Consider the following 21,232-nt stretch of genomic DNA (forward strand, 5'->3'; position numbering starts at 1 on the left):
CGTGGAGTGCGACCTGGAGTGGTCCATGACTCTATTATTGATGCGGGATTTCAATCCACGCACTCACGTGGAGTGCGACAGCGGAAAACAGCGTAACCTACGCTTTTCCCTCATTAATTCACTACTAATCCCCTAACTCTATTTCCGAAGAAGTATGTTAATACTCTTGACTTTTCAAGAACACTCCTATATTTATAGAGTTTCGACAAATTCTGAGGTGCGAAACCCCCGGGGATTTCATGGGAGCTTGGCATTCGCACCGGCTCTCTTTTCTATTTTAATCCATCTCCATTATCCTGCCTAACTATAAATCTCTCAATACTGTAGTTTTTTTGTTGCGTATGCGGCGTTTCATATGTACCAGGCCATTCGCTATACTGGATATATCGGTAAAGGTCACCATTAACCTGTATAACTGAAGAGGAAGGGAAGCAGACGCAATGAAGACATTTATAATCACTTCCATTGGTGCTATTGCACTTTTGACTTTGCTAACGGGATGCAATGATACCTCTAACCAGCAGATTGTAGAATCCCAAGCAGTAACGACGCTTACCTCAATCCCAACGACTACACCAACTCCATCCCTTGCACCAGTTCCAGCTCTTACTCCGACTCCTTCCCACACGCCAGCATCTAAGGAAGAGAGCATGCAAGCATTGATTCCAGCGGGGTGGCACATTCTTGAGCCTTTCCAGGGGGGGAGAGCAATTGCTGAAGGAGATCTGAATAAAGATGGAATCGCAGATGTTGCGGCAGTCATAGAGAAGAATACAGGTAAGGACGAAGCATCTCCGCGCTCCCTGCTTATCGCCTTTGGCGGCAACAATAACACGTATACCCTGTCCATCATCGCCGATCATGTTATTTTGCAAGCGGATGAGGGCGGTGTGTGGGGCGATCCTTTTGAAAACATCATAATTGATCGGGGGGCTGTGCTAGTCAGCGATTACGGGGGAAGCAACTGGCGATGGTATAACAAATACCGGTTCCGGTATCAAGATCAAGATTGGTATCTGATTGGCTCCACGAGCGGAACCTATTTCACAGGTGCTGTAACCATGGAGCAGGCGGATGAGGATGATATTAATTATTTGACCGGGCAATTTATTAAGCGGAAAACAGACGAACAAGGACAAACCACCACGACCAAAGGCAATCAGGGCAAAAAGAAATTAATCAAGCTCAAGGAGTTCAACTCAGAAGATGTGCAATAATTCAGCGGCCCGGAACCGAATGAAGATTTAATGGGGGTGAATTGTTTTTACATATTTGAATTTATGGGGTAATAATCAGTTCTCTTATTTGAATTAAAACGTTAGGTGAGGATTCTTGCGGGTGCATAATAATTGCTACCAGCACGGTTATTAAAATTACTGTAATCCAATAAAAGCTTTTATATACTTTTGACTTTATCTTTCGAGTGATGAATACAAAAATCAATAAAATAACAAGATTAAAAAACAGTGTTATAGGAATACTCAATATTCTTCCAAGACCCGTATAAGGAAAATATTCGATTAATAAAAATATGGCTAGTATACTTGGGATCATGGCTAGAAGAATAGTTTTTACTGTCTTTTCCATGCTGATCTCCTATTCTAAGTTTCAGTACTGATAAGTCTTTCCCAGTTAATCATTCCGTTCTCTACTCCGGTTCGTGTAAAATTCAACTTCTCCAGAACTCTGATAGACGGAATATTATCGATAAGGCACTCGGCCACAATTTTTTGGACTTTTTTTGATGATAATGCCCATTCTATAATAGCTCCTACCGACTCAGTGGCTAACCCCTTATTATGCATCTCAGGAATAAGGCCAAATCCCACTTCTATAATGAGTCTTCACCGTAGGACAATCCCCCTTGAAGGAAAGAAGTCATTGTAAACTAACATCCCCATTAGCAAGCTAACAGAAAGGTAAACATGAATTTATTTTACACAGATGACTCGTCCGTTTGTCATTTGAATTAATTCTACAGGTGTTAATTGAAACACCGCTCTTGGATGTCCGGCAGCAGCCCATATCTCTCTGTATTGTAACAAGTCTTCATCAATAAACGTGAGGATCGACTCTTTATGTCCTAAAGGCGGTACGCCTCCAATCACAAATCCTGTGTGTTCACGTACAAAATCAGCGTCAGCTTTTCCCAATTTGTCATTCAGATGGCTGGTAATTTGTTTTTCGTTAATCCGGTTGACTCCGCTTGCTATAACCAATAAGGGTTTATCTTCATTGTTGAGCCGAAAGATAATGGACTTCGCTATATGTGCAACCTCGCAGCCTATCGCATCGGCAGCTTCCTGTGCAGTTCGTGTACTGTCAGGCAGTTCTACAACTTGATTTGTATATCCCAGCTCCAATAGTTTGTTTTGAACCTGCTGGGCACTATCTTTAAGTTGACTTGTCAACGTGTATTCCTCCTTAATTGCCTGTGAATTTTATAGCCTGGCCTTCTTGTAAATATCTTAACTGGAACTTCATTAGCCCTTAGCTTCATCACTCATCTTGCTTTCGATCCCTTTATACACCTTAATAAATTCTTCACCTCCATTCAGAGAATCCAACAGCTTTAACAGACCAGGAGTGCCTACAATTCCATACCACCTCGAAACCTCATAACACGCCAGTTCATAATTCATACGACTTTGAGCATTAGGCTGGAATGCAGTGTGGTTGTCCAATAGGTCGAAATTAATTGATTCTTTGCCGTCTTTCGTTTGGGTGTTCCAAGTCTTTTCATTATCTGTAAATCGGCCATCGACCATAGCAGCCAGCCCCTCATCAAACCATACTGGCACTTTGCTGCTGTTTTTGAGCCTCTTTCTTAATTCAGCATGTGTGAATTCATGAGCAATCACATTCTCGTTATAACCCCTTGAGCCGATAACAATGTAGTTATTCCATGGATAATAATAAGTTTGTCCAATATCTGAATCGGCATAATGATCCAAAGCCTTTTTTGATTTAGCATAGATTACAACAGGGGCCGATTCTTTTTGACCAAAAAGTGCATTGATTTTCGCAGTAGATATTTGAACATAATCGATTAGTTCTGCTTGTTCACTCTCATTGATTTCAGGTTCAACGTATACATTAGGAGCAATTTGGTTCATTCTAGAGTATTTGATTAATACAGCATTAGTTTGCTTCGCATAGCTCAAATACAAGAACAGTGCGGCGAGAGCGAGTATCAGAATGGTAGAAAAAGCGATGATTTTGATTCTTTTGGATCTGAGTAGTATCAATGTAGTATTCTCCTTAGGTATATAGCGCACTCTGTTTGATAGGAACAAACCATGTTATGATAAATTACTTTATGGTGTCGTGCTCATAAATGTAGGAATGTATATGGCAACCCAGCTTCAGTTGATAAACTTTCGTCAATTTTGGGGAGGACCATCTTCTTTACATTGGGCCACTTTTCTTTAACATATTCAGCAAACTCAATATGACGTTCTGGGCACTCTGTTATAGATTTGATAACTTGCATTAAATCCACTCCTTCAAAAAGCTGCTTCCAGTTTACAGCTTAAGTTAACTTATGGAACAGGGAACTTCATTTATGTACTCTGCACGAGATGCGGCCAGTGAACAGTAGACGCATACGGCGCAGCAGTTGGGAGAAGCAGCTTTTTAAATGGCGGCAGATATGAACGAGAAAATAAAATCATAGACTGCCGCTGTGTTGTTGGACTAACGTGTCCAGTTAATTAATCAATGTAATAATTATCCTTCTCTTTGAGCCAATTAATAATGATGTTTTTAAATGATATTGTTGGCAACTCGCAATAGGCTCCATTATCAGAATATGGGTCGATAATCTTCACAGATTTATTATTTAACTGGATTATAAAGTATTTCACATCGCCGAGAGTTGAATTTTCTACCTTCCCATTTAATACTTCGTTTATTGAGTCAATTAGCCAATAACCATTTGCATCTTTATCTTGAAGATTTGTCCCAATGAATGCTTCTAACAAATCATAACCTGCGGGTAGAGAAATTACGGGTACACCGTTTAAATCAATAAGTTCAAACCTCATAGTCACACCTCTTATTCATGCACTGCTTTTATTCAATAGTTCAACATTGATTTCGAACTATCCTGCCCGTTAGGTTAGTGAAGTTTTTTCAACAAGAGTCTTAATGATTGTTACGCAGTTCGAAGATAGGGCTTAACAGAAAGGGGATTCAAAATTTATCCGGATTTTTAACTCTAATGGAGGCTACTTCTCCGCACTTTTTACAAAATGTATATATAACCGGAGAGCCAAAAGAAAATGTTTTACCAATCGGCATCACTCTAGCATCCACTGCATTCACTTCACCTTTTACAAAAGTAGTACCTCCACAAGCTTTACAAATTGTGTTTTCTTGAATCATAATAACCATCCTCAACAGAATATTTTTCCATTAATACGAATTATGCCAATGGTAGGTTTCATTACTAAAATAACGAAGAGGCCCCCCGCTCCTTGTGAGAGAAGAGGCCTATGCGTGGGAGGGATCAGGACAGATTCAGGACTCATTTGCAGCCAAGTTTTGTATCAGCAGATTGTTATATTTAGCCGCATGTTTTTGCTCATCCAGAATAATGCCATACAGAGTATCCTTGTAAATGCCGTACGGAAGACCGAACCATATCTTTCGATATTTCTCAACGGCAGATAATTCACCTTGGAAGGCTTGTTGCAACCCGGCAATATAAGAATTAACATTCTCCAGTGCTTCGTTGCTAACTCCTGTTACTTCATGTCCTGTTAGTTCCCTATACATTTGCCGAAACATTTGATTATGTCCTCTTTCATCATTCCGGATAGAGGTAATCACGTCAACTTGTTCTTGGTTCGGAGCCAGTTTGATGAGTTGATCATAAAAAAGTTCATCATTTCGTTCACCTTGTACCGCATTCCTCATTAATTCTAGTGCTTCTTGTGTTGTAGTGGCCCAAACGGGTACGAATTGTGATCTACACCAATACGGATAAATCCTATACATGAGCTAAACCCCCAGAAATGCAAATAATCACATCATCAATTATATGCACAGAAGCCCAGAGTGTGATTATTAGAGCAATGCCTCAATCGCTGGTATACTGATAAATCAATGGTCTCCCCGCCAATCTTGGTTACCTGAAAATCATATTCATAGGAAGAACCAATGCATTAAACGCAATCGGATGCTAATCTGTGGTCATACGCTTATTCTCTGAATCTTCGAGCGGGATATTAAATATACCGGACCCATGATTTCGATTTTGCTGTCTTTTACACGCATCGCGCTCTCCTGCTCTGCCGCATATACATCCATCTCCTCCGATAAGGGGAACAGGTAGCCTTGGACGAACGAGGCATAGTCGCGTTGCGAGTGTGATTCATAGGCAAACGGATCAAAGCCCAACCCATCATAGATCGAATCTATTTCCACTGAATGAGCGGCGTTATTCGAGGTTACCCATTTGGCAGACATGTTCAACGAACCGGCGCTGGCTCCCAAGATAACGGCATTGCTGTTTTTAATCCCATTCGTTAATTCATATTCCGCCAAAAAATCGTGCTGCTGAACAGGATCTCCCCCGCATAAAAAAATGACCGATGCGTTCTGAATCCTTTGCCGGGCCTCTTCCTTCGGCATGCGGTAATCGATGAAATGATACTCATCAAACATAAGATTAGCCCGATGGAGCCATGTCCATTCCGTTATATCCTCAAGGTTAATCTCCTCATCTTCATAATTAGACGGCTCAGCGCTGATCATCACAAGCGATTGTCTGTCCTGAATATCCTCCTGCAACCATTGCACCAGCCCCTCTGGCAAAATACCATTAAACCAACTGAAATAATAGTGAGTACTCATGCTTCGTTACCTCCATATGTATGATTTGCCTCGTTAAAGCAGTTTAATTTGGCTTCTGCCGTCAGCATGGCGCTGGTGAGAGTAAGATTATTTCTGTCATTCATACACCGCAATATCGCTTTCCATACAACGGATGAGCTCCTACAGGTAGTAGAGAAGCAGCGACTACTTTAAGAGAAAAATAGCAATGTTGCCAGCCATGACGATCCGAATCATCACATTCCATTGTTATTCCAATCCACGCACTCCAACGGAGTGCGACGGGCCGGATACAAGCGCACAGAGAGTCGCCAGAGTATTTCAATCCACGCACTCTACACGGAGTGCGACAGCGGAAAATAGCATGACTCATGCTTTCTCCGTATCAATTCACTATCCACTTCCCAATTTATTTCTTAAGAAGGTATAAGTCTACCTTTGACTTTTCAAGGTATCTCTTGATTTCTTAAGGATTCGACAAATTCTGAGGTACGAAGGACCCGGGGATTTCATGGGAGCTTGGTATTCGCAACACTTCTTGTTTCTATTTTACTTCTTCGCCTAAATTCTACACAATCCTAAACCTCTCAACACTGTATCGACCAATGACAATTGTGTGGTTTGCCCACCAGAAAAGTTAATTCCTTGCCCCTCCTTTCGACTGCTCCCGGACCAGTGAGAGAAATGCTGCCGCCGCTGGCGACAATGCCTCATGCTTTCGGGTACAGACGGCAATCGGATTTAACAGCGAAGTACCGTTAACCATCACGCGCTCCACTTCTCCGCGCTCTACATTGTCCCTTACCGCCAGGGAGGAGATGAAGATGGCTCCGTAGCCCGCGATGACGGCCCGCACCATCTCGTTCACCCCATTAAATTGTAGACCCACCTTGGGAGGACTCACGTTCAAAGCCCTGCATAACGAGAAGAGACGCTCCCGGGTTGAACTGCCTTAGGTGGCGACAATACGCAGGATTCCGCTGAACCCGGCCTTGTACTCACGGACTGCCTCATCCAGCTCACGCTCCAATGCAAACAATCTTTTGGCATGGCTGGCCAGCATCTGCCCCGCATCGGTCACTAAGATACCACGCCCCTTGGGGGCTAACAGCTGAATGCCTAATTCCTTCTCCAGATTGCGGACCTGGGCCGTAACCGCAGGCTGACTGATCCGTAATTCCTCCGCAGCGCGGGTGACTCCGCCTTTTTCAGAGATGGTGTGAAAAATTTTAAGGGCATGAAGATTCATAAGATAACCTGCCTCCTACATCAAAATTGATGAAGAACGAAATTATATATATTTTTCTGATGAATCATTATGCTTTATTGTAAGGATAAGGGAAAATTTTCACAAGGGTAAATAATTTATCGATGAAGGAGAAAATTTCATGAGTAAAACTAAAATCGTCTGTACCATCGGTCCCTCCAGCGAAAGCCCCGAAATGCTCCGTAAGCTGATCCAAGCCGGTATGAATGTCGCCCGCCTGAACTTAGCTCACGGTGAGTTAGAGGAGCACGCTGAACGCATCCGCCACATCCGGGAAGCAGCCAAGGAGCTAAACCAATATGTGGCCGTCCTGCTCGACATCAAAGGTCCGGAGATTCGTATCGGCAAAATGGCCTCGGACTACTTTGAATTGGTACCAGGAGAAACCGTGGTTCTGACCACAGAGGATGTGCTCGGCACGAAGGACCGTATCCAAGTCACCTATAAGCAGTTACCCCAAGACGTAAAGCCCGGCAGCAGCATCCTGATCGATGACGGTCTGATCCGTTTGGAAGTCGTAAAGGCTGAAGGTACCGAGATCACCTGCCTCGTCAAGAACGGTGGCAAGCTGAAGCCACGCAAGGGCGTCAACGTTCCCGGCATCAAAACCAGCCTTCCAGGCGTTTCTGAGAAGGACATCCTGCACATCAAGTTCGGCGTTGAGCAGAACATCGACATCATTGCTCAATCCTTTGTCCGCAAAGCTGCAGACATTCTCGAAATTAAACATATTCTCAGCAAACACAAGGCCAGCCATATTCAAGTCATCGCAAAAATCGAAAATGACGAGGGTTTGGAGAACTTGGACGCCATCCTGAGTGTAGCCGACGGACTAATGGTTGCGCGCGGAGATCTGGGCGTGGACTTGCCGGTGGAGGAGGTGCCACTGGTTCAAAAAGACATGATCAAGAAGTGTAACCTGGCCGGAAAACCGGTTATCACCGCCACCCACATGCTGGAGTCCATGCAGATGCACCCGCGTCCGACCCGTGCAGAAGCAAGTGACGTCGCCAACGCTATTTTTGATGGCACCGATTCTGTCATGCTGTCTGGTGAATCTGCCGCAGGTAAATACCCGCTGGAGTCCGTCGAGACCATGGCCCGCATCGCAGCCCGCGCTGAGTCCGTCCTGGGGAGCTATGGCCGCTGTAACTGCAAGGGTAATGAGCCTGCCGTCAACGTAACAGGTGCCATCGGCGAATCTGTTGTCCGCACTGCCCTCACACTCTCCGCCAAAGCTATTCTCGCCCTGACCGAAAGCGGCTTTACCGCCCGGATGATCGCCAAGCACAAGCCCACTGCACCTGTCATCGCCGTATCCACAAAGAAGAACGTGCTGCATGCCCTTTCCTTGACATGGGGTGTAATTCCGCTGCTCCGCGACGAATCTGCTTCCAGCACTGATGCAGCCGTAGAAGCTGCCGTTGAACTGGCGAGGTCTGCCGGATACGTACGTAATGGCGACTTGGTGCTCATCACCGCCGGTGTCCCTGTAGGCTTTGCCGGAACCACTAACCTGCTGCGGGTTCATCGAGTTGGGGAAGAGATTTAAATAAAACCGGGGTCCGCTGTATTGCAACTAACCCAGATCCTCAAAAACAAAAAACTTGCGTAAACACCTTCATTGCTAACGGGTCTAGCCGTGACTCCCTCAGATGTTAGCCTCATATGCAACGAGTCAATATCATCTGTAAAAAATGTTACAACCCACCGAGGCCGTCCATTCACCTCAAAAACTGCTCTTGTGTCATTATCAGATGCGATTAGATCAATGATTGGACGGTTATCCCGGAATAAGCTTAGGTAGTTTCCTCTATCGTTTCTAATGTTGAAGCCGAAGTGATGGACAAACCACTCTGCAGATTTTTTTATATTTTTAACCGGAATTACATTGTATGCGATTCCTAAGATTTTCCCGTTAACCATGCTATCAGTCCTCACTAAAAACCAAAGTCATAGACTGCCCACTATTATTTTTTAGTCAAGTTTAATAAACTTATCAAAGCAGTATGAATCTTTGTCATAGCCGTTTTGTTCATAGAAAGCATGAGCCCCGGTTCGCTTCATCCCTGTGCATAGAATTATGCTGGATATTCCGCAATCTTTCGCATAATTTTCAGTGTATCTTAACAATTTAGTGCCTACCTTATGTCGCTGAAAATCATTATGTACAGCAAGTCCGGTTATATGCAGATAATCATTCGCAGACCCTACAGCTAATGCATGAACGCTAGATATAAAACCAACAACATGGTTCTCAAGTAACGCTACAAACGTTTTGTAATTGCCTGCCATTCTCATCTGTTCCATCTTAACGCGAAAGTTCTCATCCGTAACAGTATGAACGCCAAGTACATTGTTCCATAAGAAAACAACTTCAGTATAATCGTTTGCTATAATTTCTCTTATCTTAATTTCCATGTACAATGTACTTTACTCCTCAACCTCAAATATTGAATCAATGATAATGGGAAGATTGTCTCTAACCGAAACAGCTCCAAAGACTGAACGGGCATGGATACCTTTTTCTCCGAAAACATCCAGCATCAGATCAGAACAACCATTAAGCACTTTATGATGCTCTTCAAAACTGGCGACCGCATTAACAAAGCCCTGAATTTTAACCACGCGTTTCACTTTATCCAGTGTATCTAAAGCTGTTTGTAGTACAGCCAAAATTTCAATCCCCGTTTGTCGTGCAAACTGATAACCTTCTGCGGTTGTATACTCCTGACCTAACTTGCCCTTGGGCGTACCAGCAGGCCCCTTGCCTGAAACGAACAATAACCCGTTTACTTTTACGTAATTTGCGTACTTAGCTGCAGGTTCGCTTGCATGGGGGATAACGATTCCTAATGTTGCTATTCTACTAGCCACTGTTTGTTCAGTCATTTCCAATCTCCTAACTCATCAGATTTGGAAGAATTATAGCAAGGTATGCCATTCCTATAATCATTCGTTTTAAATTCATGAGATATCACCTTACACGTTTAGCAATCGGATGATCCTCATTCAACTCCAGCAGGTCCCATAAATTCCCGTATAAATCTTTAAAGACCGCTACTTTTCCGTACGATTGATCTTGAGGCTCTCTAACAAATTCAATGCCCTTGGAGACCATGTCCTTATAATCTCTCCAAAAGTCATCCGTGTTCAGGAACAGAAATACCCGCCCACCCGTTTGGTTACCGACAAATTGCTCTTGTTCAGGTTTGGACGCCTTGGCAAGCAAGATCGTTGTCCCCACTGATCCAGGGGGCGAAATCACCACCCACCGTTTATCCTGCTCCGGCTGATACGTATCTTCTACTACTGTGAAATTCAACTTTTTTGTATAAAATTCAATGGCTTCATCATAATCGTTTACGACCAGAGCAATATGTACAATGGACTGAATCATTTGTTAGTTCTCCTCCTTGGCTCCAGATAATGGAGATGTAATGACCTGCTCGAAGCTTCAAGCTCCCGTCACCATGTCTAAGTATTTCCTTAAATCATCTTTAGCCCGCGAATCACTGGCCCAAGCGCCTAGATTCCAACTCATATATCTAAGTCCTAAGTATCGTGAGGCGATTGCATACAGTTGATTGAACTGATTGATAGGAAATTCGATGTTTGAAGCAGCCAGTAGCCGCTTATATTCCTCCAGTTGTTCCGAAGTGTTGTATCTTAACACATTAAGGAATCACCGTAGTCCCGATCCCATTTGTAAATAGAGTATCTACCAGCTTGACCAATTCTTCAGACGACAGATCTTTGTCATTGCGTATCCAAAGGCGAAACATCGACATTAGTGTGGATATGTAAAACTCAATGATATACGGTGCTAAAGCTTCATTTGCCGGAAGGTCGACAATCAATTTCTCCAAGGAAATTTCTCTCTTCAGACGTTCGATAAAATGAACAGAACCATAGTCGCCCAAGAGGGCTTTCAGTACTGAAATTTCCTCTGTATTTTCCAGGCATTGCAGTGCGTCTTGGAAAGAATGAGTGGAGAACTCTCTGGTTGCCATTTCCTCTTTAATGGATGTAAAGACACGCGCTTCCACGTAGTCCAACAATTCATAGATATCCGTAAAGTATTGATAAAAGGTACTGCGGTTATATCCTGATCGTTTCGCGATCTCTTGGATGGTTATTTTTTCAATGGGTTTCTGGCTATATAAATCGCAGAATACATTGATAAAGGTTTGCCTTGTTTTATCCGTAAGTTCAGGTTGCTTTTTCATTATTGGCCTCCGGTTTCTGTACATCGATTACACAACAGATCTTAAAAATCTGATGGTTGATGGCTGTATAGCGGATCTATACAATAAATTATACAACACGTTGTTGGATAATCAACAAGGATTAATATATAGGCTCAGGAGGCTAATATGAGAATTTTATTTTTCGGCAGAGGTGTCATATCGGCCCAATATGCTTGGGCTTTTGAACAGGCAGGACATACAGTGGAGTTCTACGTTAGACAAGGGAGAAAAGAAACCTTCGGCAGCAGCATTGAGCTTGAAATGTGGGACGCACGAAAGGGGAAGCAGCTCATAAAAGAAAGCTGGAACGTCAAACTGCATGAGGAGATTCGACCAAATTATGATCTCATTATTGTGAGTGTCAACACGGAGCAGCTTCCGGCAGCAGCACAACTTTTATCGACTCATGCAGGAAACACACCTGTTCTAATCTTCAATAACCTTTGGCAGGATTTGAAATCATCGATCTCACCCCTGTCTATGAACAATGTGGTCTTTGGGTTCCCCGGAGGCGGCGGCGGCATTGAGGACAACAGGCTTAGAGGCGGCTTTTTAAAAATGCTGTTTCTGGAACAGCCACGGGTAGGCACTGAACCTATTAACAACAAGGTCAAAGAGCTATTTGAAAGTGCCCATTTTAAAATTAAGTGGATCAAGGATATGCAGAACTGGCTCTGGAATCACTTCGCGATGAACGCAGCAATGGAAACCGAGGTGTTGAGACTGGGAAGTTTTGCGGCACTCATGAATGATAGCGACTCCTTCGCAAATGTTGGCAGGAATATGAGGGAAATTATCCCCGTAATAAAAGCCAGAGGCGGAAACGCTGATATGACTTCTCTGCTGTTGACTAAGATCCCGCCGGCACTGCTCGGCACGCTGTTTAACAAGCTGGTTTTTGCAAAGGGTAGCTTAGCACGGCTTTTCATGGAATACAACAATGGTAAAGCAGGCTTTGCGATCCTTGAAGTTGTGCGGGAAGCGAAAAAGTTGGGGATAGCTTTGCCGCGGCTTACTGCGGCGCTGGAAAATTCTGAGCAATACAAAGCAGGCGTATCAAGATAGGAAGGATTTAAGATCCCTTTGGTCGGTCGCATAGCGGTCGGCCTTTTTGGTGCATTTCAATTACGCACTCACACGGAGTACGAATGCTTTAACCTCCACTCTATATACTTTGTTTATAAATTTCAATCTACGCACTCACACAGAGTGCGACCGCTAGAAGTTCACGTTAATAGTAAAGGAGCTAAATTTCAATCCACGCACTCACATAGAGTGCGACGCAAACAATATGGCTGTTCATGATGCAGCTCAAATTTCAATCCACGCACTCACATGGAGTGCGACCAGCAGCCAAAACCCCGGACTGGTCACATACATATTTCAATCCACGCACTCACACAGAGTGCGACGCCCAGCAGCAAGCAGAGGAAATGTCCAAGCTGCGGATTTCAATCCACGCACTCACACGGAGTGCGACCCGAAGGTCTTCCGCATCGTATGTGTGCCGATTATTTCAATCCACGCACTCACACGGAGTGCGACTGCCCCATTCCTTCCGGGATTGTCTGGATCATCCGATTTCAATCCACGCACTCACACGGAGTGCGACCGATTCCCTGCGCCAACTCTAAAACATCCATCAAATTTCAATCCACGCACTCACACGGAGTGCGACTTTCACAGATATAACTATCTGATTCACCCGTAGATTTCAATCCACGCACTCACACGGAGTGCGACACTGTTAAGGGATATCAATTACCATTGAATTCAATCATTTCAATCCACGCACTCACACGGAGTGCGACTTTTACAAAATTCAACGAACCATCTTGGACTCCTAATTTCAATCCACGCACTCACACGGAGTGCGACCATAGCAGCACACATAAATACTGCTTCTGTTTCAAAATTTCAATCCACGCACTCACACGGAGTGCGACAGCGGAAACAGCATAACCTATGCTGTTTCCGTATACATACACTATAACTTCCTTTGTTCCATTCTCGAAAAGATATCTGTCCACGCTTGACCTTTCAAGTATTCCCTCGATTGCTGAGAGTTTCGACAAATTCTGAGGTGCGAAACCCCCGGGGATTTCATGGAAGCTTGGCATTCGCACCGGCTCTTTGTTTCTATTGTACCTCTTCGGCCATATTCTGCATAATCCTAAATTGTCTCAACACGTTATCCGCCGGGGTATTTAAACACACTCCAAATAAGCCAGACCGCATACTCAGTATGCAGGCCGGCTATCTATGTTACTTTTACTTGACTAAGACCTCAGCGTGGTGCTCTCTCCCAGTACCAAGTGGACTCAGAGGCCCTTATTTCGCGAAAAACCCAACTTTTCCAGCATTCGCGAACTCCAGGGCCGTTATTGATGGTTATACCACCTGAAAACGCCTCGCAGAGAGACAATAAGCGCACCACAGTCCGCCAAGCAGTAAAAAACAAGGTTTGTTTGAAAATAACGGAATCCTGGTCCGCGAAGGAGCATGGAGGGGCAGACTTGGGTGGCCAGATGGGTTCGCGGGCTTCCAAGTGCGAAATATTGTCTCAACACGTTATCCGCCGGGGTATTTAAACACACTCCAAATAAGCCAGACCGCATACTCAGTATGCAGGCCGGCTATCTATGTTACTTTTACTTGACTAAGACCTCAGCGTGGTGCTCTCTCCCAGTACCAAGTGGACTTAGAGGCCCTTATTTCGCGAAAAACCCAATTTTTCCAGCATTCGCGGACTCCAGGACCGTTATTGATGGTTGTTCCACCTGAAAACGCCTCGCAGAGAGACAATAAGCGCACCACAGTCCGCCTAGCCACAAAAAACAAGGTTTGTTTAAAAATAACGGCCCTCAGGTCCGCGAAGGAGTATGGAGGGGCAGACTTGGGTGACCAGATGGGTTCGCGGGCTTCCAAGTGCGAAATATTGTCTCAACATGGTATCGACCGGGGTATTTAAACACACTCCAAATAAGCCAGACCGCATACTCAGGATGCAGGCCGGCTATCTATGTTACTTTTACTTGACTAAGACCTCAGTGTGGTGCTCTCTCCCAGTACCAAGTGGACTCAGAGGCCCTTGTTTCGCGAAAAGCCCAACTTTTCCAGCATTCGCGGACTCCAGGGCCGTTATTGATGGTTATACCACCTGAAAACGCCTCGCAGAGAGACAATAAGCGCACCACAGTCCGCCAAGCAGTAAAAAACAAGGTTTGTTTGAAAATAACGGAATCCTGGTCCGCGAAGGAGCATGGAGGGGCAGACTTGGGTGACCAGATGGGTTCGCGGGCTTCCAAGTGCGAAATATTGTCTCAACACGTTATCCGCCGGGTATTTAAACACACTCCAAATAAGCCAGACCGCATACTCAGTATGCAGGCCGGCTATCTATGTTACTTTTACTTGACTAAGACCTCAGCGTGGTGCTCTCTCCCAGTACCAAGTGGACTCAGAGGCCCTTATTTCGCGAAAAACCCAACTTTTCCAGCATTCGCGGACTCCAGGGCCGTTATTGATGGATATTCCACCTGAAAACGCCTCGCAGAGAGACAATAAGCGCACTACAGTCCGCCAAGCAGTAAAAAACAAGGTTTGTTTGAAAATAACGGAATCCTGGTCCGCGAAGGAGCATGGAGGGGCAGACTTGGGTGACCAGATGGGTTCGCGGGCTTCCAAGTGCGAAATATTGTCTCCACACGGTATCAGCCGGGGTCTTTCAACACACTGCAAATAAGCCGGATCGCATACTTTAGTATGCAGGCCGGCTATCTCTGTTTCCTTTACTTGACTAAGACCTCAGCGTGGTGTTCTCTCGCACTCTAACAATTGGACTCAGAGGCCCTTATTTCGCGAAAAATCCAACTTTTCCAACATTCGCGGACTCCAGGGCCGTTATTGATGGTTGTTCCACCTGAAAATGCCTCGCAGAGAGACAATAAGCGCACCACAGTCCGCCAAACAGTAAAAAACAAGGTTTGTTTGAAAATAACGGAATCCTGGTCCGCGAAGGAGCATGGAGAGGCAGCATGGGATGGCGAGGCGGGTTCGCAGGCTTCCAGGCGCGAAAGTCGATAGACTGCTCAGCAAACCACAGGCGCAATAGCGAGCAGTCTGACTCCCGCCCTGCCGCACTGGAAAGCAGATTACTCTCCCCAAGGCAGGACAGCAAGTGTTCTTGCCCTGCTCCCCAGTCGGACGGCAAGCAGACTTGCTCTCTCCGCAGACACACCGCCAACTAGCCAGCCTGGCCTATTACTCCAAGCCCTGGTAGGCAGCCTCACTCCCCCCAGACGCAGCAGCGAGTAGCCGCCCCTCCAAGCTCACCGCCAAGCAGCCGTGCCCGTCCATTCAAGCACGGGCTGTCAGCCGCGCTCGCCCCCATCAAGCATTCATCAACACCTGAATACGCTCCACGTCCTGGCTGAATTTCTTGGCCAGGCGGGCTTTGCCGAGGTTGGACTTTACGATCTTTTGCATGCGTTTGTCGTCATTGATGGCAAATTTGGCCAGCATCTTGAAGCCGGCTTCGGGCGCACGCTCGACGAAGACGCTGAGCGCATATTCCAGACCCTTGGACAGCACGCGGAACTCTTCCGCACCGTAGCGGGTCTGTCCGGCGGCAATGGCGTCCAGGATCTCCTCGGACAGTTCCAGCGCATACAGCACGTTCGCCTGCTCCTTCAGCATCGGCGGGTGGGCCAGGGCAGCGACGAAGGCGCGCTGCTCCAGTGCGTTGGCTGTGCCCTTCATGCCGTCGAACAGTGCGCGGAGCACCCCGAAGTCCTGCTCCCCGATGCGCTGCAGCGCCATCGCTGCCGCCTCGCGCATCCGCCAGCGGGCATCATTCATCGCCGCCCGGCAGCGCTCCAGAATAATCTCCTGACGGGCAGGCTCCGCATAGCGGTAGTAGCTGCCCATCGCCTGGAGCGCGCAGAACGGCAGGAACTCGCGGGGATCATCCGTAGGCGCTTCTGCTTCCGTCTTACCCGTCCACTCCATAAGCAGCTCCCAGGCTTCGCTGGCCACCCAATCCGACGCGAAAGCATCCGCGAAGGTGGAAGCTGCGCCCAGATTCGCCCGGGGTCCCGGCAGGTTCGACTCGCCCATGAGACGCTGCTCCAGCTCACCGAACTTCCCGGCCTCCTGAAGATCGCCGTAGAAGACATTTTTACTCACTTTACTGTTCATTTCAGTACCCTCCATCATTTTGGAAAAGCCAGCTTGATCTGCTCCTCGCAGAACTCCTTACATACATTGTTGCCCCAGAACAGCCCATGAAAACGCGTGAGCGCAATCGTGTCCTCGCGGATTTCGACCAGCCCTTCCTTCACGAATTTGTCGAACAGCTCCGGGAAGTGCTCCTCCGGGTAAACGCCGAATTTGCGGCGGAACTGCTGGCGGTCAATCGCTGTACGGCGCAGGCCCATGGCCAGGAACTGGTTGGGCAGATCCTCTGCCTTCACTTCGTAGCCTAAAGCAATGGGGAGGTCGCCGGATGTAATCTTTTTCACATATTCAGGGAGTAACTTCACATTCTGGTAGGCATATCCGCCCACATCGCCGAATGCCCCCAGCCCCACAGAGAGCAGGTCCAGATAATCGTCGAAATGCTTGCGGCTATACACATGGTGGCCTCCCGGCCGGACGAAATCATACGTCGATTCCACCGAGTAGCCCTGCGATTCCAGGTAACAGCAAGCCTCCACATACATCTGCTGTTCCAGCTCAAGTCCGCCGCAGGCCGGAAGCTCGCCGCTGGCAATGCGCTTAGCCAGACCGAAGCCGGGAATGATCTTCAGCGGAAATAGTGTGACATGGCCGATGTCCAGCTCCACTACCTTCGCCAGATCCGCAAGCCATTCCTCCATCGTCTGGCCCGGCAGATTGTACATCAGATCCAGGCTGACGTTCGCGATGCCCGCCTCTCTGGAATTCTGAATTGCCCGCAGGGAATCCTCACCGGTCTGAAGCAGTCCGAGGCGTCTGCCCAGCTCATCGTTGAACGTCTGCACCCCGAGACTGATCCGGTTCACGCCGAGCGCCTGAAGCAGCTTCAGCTTGGCAGCGGTGAACGAGGCGGGATTGCCCTCGAACGTGATTTCTTCGATATGGTGCATAGGCAATGTGGCTTGTAGCTGCTCGAAGAGTGCGGTGATCTCTTCCTCGTCCAGCACACTCGGCGTCCCGCCGCCGATATAGAGCGCTTCTACCGAGCAATTGCGGATCTGCGGCGTCATCCCGTACATCTCCAGCTCGCGGAACAGCGCAGCCAGATAATCCTTGCGGGCACCCTGCTCGTTGAACGCCTTGGGGTACGGGCAGAACGGGCAGATGGAATCGCAGAAGGGAATATGTACATAGACCAGCTTGGAGCTTGCCGCGGCTTGATTCAAGTTCATGAGAGACGGCAGCCGTGCGCTGTCCTCTGGCGACACCGGAGTGTTTCCCATGGGATAATGCCCTATCCCGATCTCCCGGAACGGGTATACAGGCTTGTTCATTCGATCAAGTCCTTCCTCCAATTGAATTCATAAGCATATCCTTATAGATGTGGCGTGATGCGGACAGAGCATCGGTGAGCAGATCAGCACTGTAATCCTTGGACTGGTAATAGGCCGGAAAAAGCAAGTTATCCTCTGCCCGGATCACCTGCTCCTGCAGCGCAACATGATACAGCGACGTATGAGGGTAGACACGGATGCCTTGGCTGGCCAGAATATAGACAGGATTCAGCTGATTGACCACCTGCACCGTCTCCTGCACCGTCTCTTCATTCTCCCCAGGACCGCCGAACAGCAGCGATACGGAGTAGGGGAGCTGATACTCTTCCAGCAGGCGTCCCAGCTCAACCAGTTGCTCAGGAGTGAATTGCTTGCCCATGCGCCGCAGCATCTGCCGGGAACCCGAGTCGGCACCGATATCCACGAAGCGGCAGCCGTTCTCCTTCAGCGAGCGGATCAGCTCCCCGGTAATACGGGCCGGAGTCAGGGCGCAGCTCCATTCCAGCGAGGGGCTGGTGCGGCCGATCAGGTTGCAGAACTCCACCGTCTCCTCCACCTCATGATTGAACACCCCGTCTACAAAAGTGATACTACGCACCTGATAGTCATTCTCCAGGATCTTCATATCTTCGCTGAACTGCTCCGCAGGAATCCGGCAGGCGCCGGCATTCATGTAGCCCTCCGAGCAATAAATGCAGTGCCGGCTGCACCCTCTGGAGGCCTGATAGCCCATCGAGGCTTTTTTGATGCGGGGGTTCGGGATAAAATACTGTGGAGCGAACAGCGACTTCGGCGGAACACGGCTGTACACCGGATGATAGGCGGGATCTGCATTACGTACCGTACCTGTCTCCGGGGCCTGCCCCTGTTCCATCTCACGGGCCAGCCGCACTGCTTCCGCTTCGCCTCCACTCCCCTTGATTCCGTAGTCCGCCCCCAGCTCCTTCACCAGCTCGCCGGGCATCACCAGCATTGCAGCCCCGCCAAGCAGTACCTTGGCTGAACTGCAAGTACGGCATACCTGCATGACTTCCTGTAAGAAAGAGAGATAGCTCTCCGGCTGCTGAATCACCTGATTATCGATGTTGCGCACCGAGAGGCAGATCAGATCCGCTCCGGTGACCCGCAGCTCCTCGCGAAGCGCCTCCAGCGGTTCAGCTACGAAGGCCAGATCCAGAAAACGGGTGCTAAATCCGGCAGCCGTGAGGGCTGAGTAGACCATCCCCGCGCCGACAGGAAGAACTGGCATCGGTCGGAGCAGGGTATTCGTAGACACTACCAGTATTCTCATGCTTCACTCCACCCTGTCTTCCTTCAAATGAACATCCAGTCCGGGTTACGCTCCCGGTACGGAGCACAGATGCGGTTCGCCTGCTCCAGACTCAGCTGCGGGGACATGAAGAACTTCGGATGCAGCAGCTCATCCGGCTCCGGCGAACCCACATAGCTGTACATATCGGTGGACGGCAGAATACGGATGCCGAACAAGCCGAAGATGCGCTGCACCGCAAGCTCCTCCATCAGATCCAGTGTCTCGCGCAGCGTCTCCGGTGTCTCCTCCGGTCCCCCGATCAGGAGGCAGAAGCTGAAGTCCAGCTCCTGGCTGCGGCAGAGCTGGACCACCTTGCGGATCTCGCCCTGCCGGAAATTTTTCTTGAACGATCTGAGGCAGATATCGCTGCCGGAATCAATGCCGAACTCCACCTCCGTACACCCGGCCTGCTTAAGCAGACCGGCGAATGCTTCCGTGAAGAAGCGCGGATTCAGGAAGCAGCCCCAGGCTAACGGTAACGTCCGCCCGATCAGCTCCCGGCAGATCTCTTCGGCATGCTCCAGCGGATAGTTGAACACACTGTCCACGAAATCAAAAGAACCGATGTCATACTGCACCACCATCTGCTCAATCTCATCGGCCACCCTCTTCGGTGACCGCAGGCGGACGGACCGGCCCTCCAGTGACGGGTAAGCACAATAGGTGCAGCTTAGCGCACAGCCCCTTTTGGTCAATACATTGTATCGGACCCTCCGCTCCACATCATAGCTGTGCAGAAATCCGCTGCGGCTGGGGAAATACTCCTGATCCAGCTGCTCAGGCGCATACGGCGGCCAGTAATTCCATTCTCCGGCCCTTGTCCTGAACATGAGTCCGCTTACTGCGGACGGCACCTGCCCCGCTTCCAGCTGGCCCAGCAGCTCCACGATACTGTCACAGCCGTCACCGACAATGCCGTAATCGGCTCCCGTCTCCTGCAGCCACTGCCTGGGCAGGAGCGAGAAGCCCGCTCCTCCCAGAATGATACTGGCCCTGCTATTCCATTCCCGCACCCAATCCACCATCAAGCAGACCTGATCCACAAAGCTCCGGGGATACTGCATGCAGCAATTGTCCAGGTTACGGATCGAGAGCCCGATGTAATCCGGCGCGTAGGCATTAAGGTAATTCGTAACAGCCTCCCGGGTATACTCCAGTTGGGTCATGTCCAGCATGCCTGCCTCCCAGCCGGAAGCGACAAGACTGGCGTGAATATAGCTAAGACCCAGCGGGAATACAGGCGGCCGCTTCTCCGTATTCGCCGAGATCAGCAGCACTCTGCCCATGCTCACTCCCCCTTAAGAAAAGTGAGCGTGGCCGCAGCTACATCCCCGCCCGCCTCAAGAAACATAAAGTGCCCGGCGCCTGGAACCGTATGCATCCGGGAATCCGGCAAATACCGGTTCAGCTCCAGCGCCTTGTGCAGCGGCGTAATCCGGTCCGCTTCCCCGGTAATAATCAGCGATCTCTGCCGGATGCCCTGAAGAACCGGCCGCAGGTCGGGATGCTTAATCTGAATCATCAGACGGTGGGTCGCGGCAGGCAGCCGGGACCAGCCCTCCAGAATCTGCTGCTGAACCGCTTCATGCCCCTCGGTGAAAAAATACGGAACCGCCGCCGCATTCGTCTGCCGCACAGCCTCCGGCGTGATCTCTGCCCCGTGCTCCGGCCGCTTGAACGGAACCGCGAAGGTGGCGGCAGCCCCCATCAATACCAGCTTCTTCACCCGGTCCGGCTCACGTGCGGAGAGCAGCAGCGCAAGCGTACTGCCCAGAGAATGCCCGATGATCGAGACCTGCTTCAGCCCCTGCTCATCCAGCAGCCTGAGAATATCATCGGCCATGTCCTCCAGGGTGAAGGCCGGACCGTCGTATTCCGACTGGCCGTGTGCACGCAAGTCCGCGCACAGCACCTGATAATGAGGCGCAAGCGCCATGGCCAGATCCCGGAAGACGAGCGAAGAGTCCCGGTTGCCGTGCAGGCACAGGACGGCTTCCCCGTTGCCCTGAATACTGCAATGTAAAGGTATCCCTTTAGTCTTCAACATGTAATT

Annotated in this window: 22 protein-coding genes, 1 pseudogene and 2 CRISPR repeat arrays (1 of these 25 only partly in view); of the genes and pseudogenes, 3 read left to right on the forward strand and 20 right to left on the reverse strand. The window is 48.5% G+C overall.

What is annotated here, in order from left to right; all coding sequences use genetic code 11:
• Positions 1 to 80: direct repeats of the CRISPR family, unit length 33 nt (it extends 284 nt beyond the left edge of the window).
• Positions 81 to 440: 360 nt separating this feature from the next.
• Complete coding sequence (locus NSU18_RS13470) at positions 441 to 1,217, forward strand: hypothetical protein (RefSeq protein ID WP_341149248.1); 777 nt, start codon at positions 441 to 443, stop codon at positions 1,215 to 1,217.
• 61 nt (positions 1,218 to 1,278) lie between these two features.
• On the opposite strand, the gene NSU18_RS13475 is transcribed toward NSU18_RS13470, so the two are convergent.
• From NSU18_RS13475 to NSU18_RS32400, 10 genes and pseudogenes are all read right to left on the reverse strand, one after another.
• A complete protein-coding gene (locus tag NSU18_RS13475; protein WP_341149249.1) occupies positions 1,279 to 1,587 on the reverse strand; it encodes a hypothetical protein in 309 nt (102 codons plus the stop codon).
• Between the two features lie 14 nt (positions 1,588 to 1,601).
• The gene (locus NSU18_RS32390; protein ID WP_445321801.1) at positions 1,602 to 1,829 is read right to left on the reverse strand and encodes a GNAT family N-acetyltransferase; all 228 of its coding nucleotides are present in this window, start codon (positions 1,827 to 1,829) and stop codon (positions 1,602 to 1,604) included.
• 102 nt (positions 1,830 to 1,931) lie between these two features.
• A complete protein-coding gene (locus tag NSU18_RS13480) occupies positions 1,932 to 2,411 on the reverse strand; it encodes a YbaK/EbsC family protein (RefSeq protein ID WP_341149250.1) in 480 nt (159 codons plus the stop codon).
• A gap of 72 nt (positions 2,412 to 2,483) precedes the next feature.
• On the reverse strand, positions 2,484 to 3,116 hold the full coding sequence (locus NSU18_RS13485) for a hypothetical protein (RefSeq protein ID WP_341149251.1): 633 nt from the start codon (positions 3,114 to 3,116) through the stop codon (positions 2,484 to 2,486).
• Between the two features lie 597 nt (positions 3,117 to 3,713).
• Complete coding sequence (locus NSU18_RS13490; protein WP_341019164.1) at positions 3,714 to 4,046, reverse strand: hypothetical protein; 333 nt, start codon at positions 4,044 to 4,046, stop codon at positions 3,714 to 3,716.
• Between the two features lie 148 nt (positions 4,047 to 4,194).
• Complete coding sequence (locus tag NSU18_RS13495; protein WP_341019162.1) at positions 4,195 to 4,386, reverse strand: hypothetical protein; 192 nt, start codon at positions 4,384 to 4,386, stop codon at positions 4,195 to 4,197.
• A 135-nt stretch (positions 4,387 to 4,521) separates the two neighbouring features.
• On the reverse strand, positions 4,522 to 4,920 hold the full coding sequence (locus NSU18_RS13500; RefSeq protein WP_341149252.1) for a ferritin-like domain-containing protein: 399 nt from the start codon (positions 4,918 to 4,920) through the stop codon (positions 4,522 to 4,524).
• A 276-nt stretch (positions 4,921 to 5,196) separates the two neighbouring features.
• On the reverse strand, positions 5,197 to 5,859 hold the full coding sequence (locus NSU18_RS13505; protein WP_341149253.1) for a Type 1 glutamine amidotransferase-like domain-containing protein: 663 nt from the start codon (positions 5,857 to 5,859) through the stop codon (positions 5,197 to 5,199).
• Positions 5,860 to 6,475: 616 nt separating this feature from the next.
• A pseudogene (locus tag NSU18_RS32395) lies at positions 6,476 to 6,778 on the reverse strand (LysR substrate-binding domain-containing protein); the annotation flags it as partial.
• Between the two features lie 12 nt (positions 6,779 to 6,790).
• Positions 6,791 to 7,087 carry a LysR family transcriptional regulator gene (locus tag NSU18_RS32400; protein ID WP_445321802.1) on the reverse strand — a complete coding sequence of 99 codons (297 nt, stop codon included), beginning with the start codon at positions 7,085 to 7,087 and terminating at the stop codon, positions 6,791 to 6,793.
• A gap of 139 nt (positions 7,088 to 7,226) precedes the next feature.
• Here NSU18_RS32400 and pyk point away from each other — a divergent pair, with 139 nt between their 5' ends.
• Positions 7,227 to 8,657 (forward strand): pyruvate kinase, encoded by a 1,431-nt coding sequence (gene pyk, locus NSU18_RS13515; RefSeq protein WP_341149254.1) that lies wholly within the window; start codon positions 7,227 to 7,229, stop codon positions 8,655 to 8,657.
• On the opposite strand, the gene NSU18_RS13520 is transcribed toward pyk, so the two are convergent.
• The 5 genes from NSU18_RS13520 to NSU18_RS13540 all read right to left on the reverse strand — a co-directional run bounded on the left by NSU18_RS13520 (position 8,654) and on the right by NSU18_RS13540 (position 11,334).
• Entirely contained in the window at positions 8,654 to 9,031 is a 378-nt protein-coding gene (locus tag NSU18_RS13520; RefSeq protein ID WP_341149255.1) for a VOC family protein, read from the reverse strand. The genes pyk and NSU18_RS13520 overlap by 4 nt on opposite strands.
• Positions 9,032 to 9,082: 51 nt before the next feature.
• Entirely contained in the window at positions 9,083 to 9,526 is a 444-nt protein-coding gene (locus tag NSU18_RS13525; RefSeq protein WP_341019151.1) for a GNAT family N-acetyltransferase, read from the reverse strand.
• A gap of 12 nt (positions 9,527 to 9,538) precedes the next feature.
• Positions 9,539 to 9,997 (reverse strand): RidA family protein, encoded by a 459-nt coding sequence (locus tag NSU18_RS13530; protein WP_341019150.1) that lies wholly within the window; start codon positions 9,995 to 9,997, stop codon positions 9,539 to 9,541.
• An 85-nt stretch (positions 9,998 to 10,082) separates the two neighbouring features.
• On the reverse strand, positions 10,083 to 10,505 hold the full coding sequence (locus tag NSU18_RS13535) for a VOC family protein (protein ID WP_341149256.1): 423 nt from the start codon (positions 10,503 to 10,505) through the stop codon (positions 10,083 to 10,085).
• Positions 10,506 to 10,782: 277 nt separating this feature from the next.
• A complete protein-coding gene (locus NSU18_RS13540) occupies positions 10,783 to 11,334 on the reverse strand; it encodes a TetR/AcrR family transcriptional regulator (RefSeq protein WP_341149257.1) in 552 nt (183 codons plus the stop codon).
• Positions 11,335 to 11,481: 147 nt separating this feature from the next.
• Between NSU18_RS13540 and NSU18_RS13545 the strand changes: the two genes are divergently transcribed.
• The gene (locus NSU18_RS13545) at positions 11,482 to 12,420 is read left to right on the forward strand and encodes a ketopantoate reductase family protein (RefSeq protein ID WP_341149258.1); all 939 of its coding nucleotides are present in this window, start codon (positions 11,482 to 11,484) and stop codon (positions 12,418 to 12,420) included.
• A gap of 119 nt (positions 12,421 to 12,539) precedes the next feature.
• Positions 12,540 to 13,301: a CRISPR direct-repeat array (repeat unit 32 nt; unit sequence ATTTCAATCCACGCACTCACACGGAGTGCGAC).
• Between the two features lie 2,446 nt (positions 13,302 to 15,747).
• Here the strand turns inward: NSU18_RS13545 and NSU18_RS13550 are convergent.
• The 5 genes from NSU18_RS13550 to NSU18_RS13570 are packed head-to-tail and all read right to left on the reverse strand — an operon-like array spanning position 15,748 to position 21,226.
• Entirely contained in the window at positions 15,748 to 16,554 is an 807-nt protein-coding gene (locus tag NSU18_RS13550) for a hypothetical protein (RefSeq protein ID WP_341149259.1), read from the reverse strand.
• A 14-nt stretch (positions 16,555 to 16,568) separates the two neighbouring features.
• On the reverse strand, positions 16,569 to 17,867 hold the full coding sequence (hemW, locus tag NSU18_RS13555; RefSeq protein WP_341149260.1) for a radical SAM family heme chaperone HemW: 1,299 nt from the start codon (positions 17,865 to 17,867) through the stop codon (positions 16,569 to 16,571).
• A gap of 4 nt (positions 17,868 to 17,871) precedes the next feature.
• Positions 17,872 to 19,158, reverse strand: a complete 1,287-nt coding sequence (locus NSU18_RS13560; protein ID WP_341149261.1) for a B12-binding domain-containing radical SAM protein — start codon at positions 19,156 to 19,158, stop codon at positions 17,872 to 17,874.
• 23 nt (positions 19,159 to 19,181) lie between these two features.
• Positions 19,182 to 20,465, reverse strand: a complete 1,284-nt coding sequence (locus tag NSU18_RS13565) for a B12-binding domain-containing radical SAM protein (protein WP_341149262.1) — start codon at positions 20,463 to 20,465, stop codon at positions 19,182 to 19,184.
• 2 nt (positions 20,466 to 20,467) lie between these two features.
• On the reverse strand, positions 20,468 to 21,226 hold the full coding sequence (locus NSU18_RS13570) for an alpha/beta fold hydrolase (protein ID WP_341019140.1): 759 nt from the start codon (positions 21,224 to 21,226) through the stop codon (positions 20,468 to 20,470).
• Between the last annotated feature and the right edge of the window lie 6 nt (positions 21,227 to 21,232).

The sequence above is a fragment of the Paenibacillus sp. FSL H8-0048 genome (genome assembly GCF_038002825.1).
Classification (GTDB): domain Bacteria; phylum Bacillota; class Bacilli; order Paenibacillales; family Paenibacillaceae; genus Paenibacillus_AQ.